A 1598-nucleotide genomic window follows, 5' to 3' on the forward strand; every position below is an offset into this window, starting at 1 on the left:
AAAGCCGGTCTGCCAGATCTCGGCACCGGAGAAGCAAGTACCCGAGATCGTGACTCGCTGAATCGTGTGAGCGTACGTCATGGCCGATCTCCTTAACTATCCGGTGACTATGCGTATTGTGCCGGGTTCCCCTGGGGGTGGGAAACCCGGCTCAGGGAAGGCATATGACGAATATGCGGACGACCCATAAGGCGAATTGTAGAACTTAATTCGGCAGATCGTGGGATTTCCTGAGCAATCTTTTTAACACAGCTGAGTTAACACACCTGTGCCACAAAGGGCCGGCCTTTTTAACTCAGGTGGGTTAATAAACACGCTGGAGGAAATGCCCTGTACCGGCTTCGTTTAACGGTTGGGTGGTTCTGTGGCTGTAGTGGCCATGGCTCCCTCGAGGATGACCGGGACAGCAATTACCGGTGGCAGTCGTAGCGCCCAGGACCCCTCACTGGCTCCGTCAGGATGGCTCACAGAGCATGCGACGCTTCCCCAGACCGACCCCAAATTTAAGTTGGGGGGGTTTGGGGGGGCGTGCAACAACCCGTTTCCTACTCCACCATCAGGATGCGCTCTGCTCCTGCAGAGCAGGAGCAAACAGAGCAGAAACCCCACGAACCGCCACCGAGCCAGTAGGCTCCACAGCATGAGCAGAGACGAGATCCGGGAGCAGCTTTCGGAAGCGATCCTACGGTGCCGGAGGACAGCACGCAGGACCATGGAGTTGCCCCTGACGGCCGCAGAGCGAGACCAGGCGACGCGGGACGACGATGAGGCCCTGGGAGAGGTGTGGCGGCTCCTTCAGGAGCTGGGGTAGTCACAGTTCCAGTTGCCGCCGTTCGAGGTCACACGTAAAGCCTAGTGGCCTTACGGGATGGTGTGGCCGGTCCGAGTCTCCTTGAGCTGGTCCCTGCGCCTCCGCTGCGTATCGTACACGTCCCCGAAGTTGATCCCGGTGACCAGCGCATTGACGGCGGGCTTCACAGCGGGCAGCGTCGTCGCCTTGGCAACAAGGATCACTTGCTGATCGGGGGTGCCGTCGGAGTTGACCCCGTTGATGAAGGTCTGAAACGCGGTGGCGATCCCGGAAATGTCGAAGCTCTGGACGCGCCCATTCGACTGCACTGCCATGGACGGGCCCGGCAGGTACATGCGACCCTTTGCAGCGAGGCCACGGCTCAGCGCCGATGTCAGCGTCGCTACCAGAGTGGTCTGGGGCGCCTGCCGGTTGCCGCCAGCACTGCCCACGGGCGGTGTCCCGTAGGTGTGGTAGACGACGTTCAGTGGATCCGTGTGGCCTGTGGTGAGGATGTTTGCCACCTTGACCTGAGTCGTGATGTAGCTGTTGTTGATCTGCGTCGAGCCGCTGGAGAAGAAGGTAGCCCAGCGCGCTGCGATCGCGTCCACCTGAGCCTGAGTGGCCGTGCTGGTGTCGGCACTCTCGTCTCCCAGCCAAAAGCCGGTCTGCCAGATCTCGGCACCGGAGAAGCAAGTACCCGAGATCGTGACTCGCTGAATCGTGTGAGCGTACGTCATGGCCGATCTCCTTAACTATCCGGTGACTATGCGTATTGTGCCGGGTTCCCCTGGGGGTGGGAAACCCG

Annotated in this window: 1 protein-coding gene; it reads right to left on the reverse strand. The window is 60.5% G+C overall.

The window, feature by feature from the left end; genetic code table 11:
* Positions 1 to 861: 861 nt before the first annotated feature.
* On the reverse strand, positions 862 to 1530 hold the full coding sequence (locus tag AC1DE7_RS31560) for a hypothetical protein (protein WP_441432312.1): 669 nt from the start codon (positions 1528 to 1530) through the stop codon (positions 862 to 864).
* Between the last annotated feature and the right edge of the window lie 68 nt (positions 1531 to 1598).

The organism is Paenibacillus sp. 10L310 (genome assembly GCF_056395745.1).

What these genes read in the sequence shown, in the direction of transcription:
- AC1DE7_RS31560 (WP_441432312.1), bottom strand. Translation starts at nt 1,530, where the DNA reads ATGACGTACGCTCACACGATTCAGCGAGTCACGATCTCGGGTACTTGC.